The sequence below is a fragment of the Pseudomonas baetica genome (genome assembly GCF_019733355.1).
In the GTDB taxonomy this organism is placed as follows: domain Bacteria; phylum Pseudomonadota; class Gammaproteobacteria; order Pseudomonadales; family Pseudomonadaceae; genus Aquipseudomonas; species Aquipseudomonas baetica_A.
Map to the genome: position 1 here is coordinate 1 of NZ_JAIHLQ010000167.1, position 315 is coordinate 315.

Sequence of the window (315 nt, forward strand, 5' to 3'; positions counted from 1 at the left end):
AAATTGTGGTTTATCACTATTGCGATGATCGGGTTGAATTACGTGGCCCTGATGGCAACCTGTTGGATTACTGCATTAATGATCGGCTTGCACCGGTCAATCAGGGGGCTATTGTTGATAACAAGCGGCTTGGCCACGTTTTGCAGATGGCTCAGGAAGTACAGACGATGCGGGATGATGTGCGTTCACGTAGCTTGCCGAACACCCCGACAGCCAACCGACGTCGTGGGCCACATCCAGACAAGGTAAAGCCGAATCGACTGGGGGAAGAACAGTATTACAAGGCGCTGTTGGATGTCAGTGGTGAACGGATGG

Annotated in this window: 1 pseudogene; it reads left to right on the top strand. The window is 51.7% G+C overall.

The window, feature by feature from the left end:
* Positions 1-315 (top strand): annotated as a pseudogene (locus tag K5E40_RS34590) (ISNCY family transposase); the annotation flags it as partial.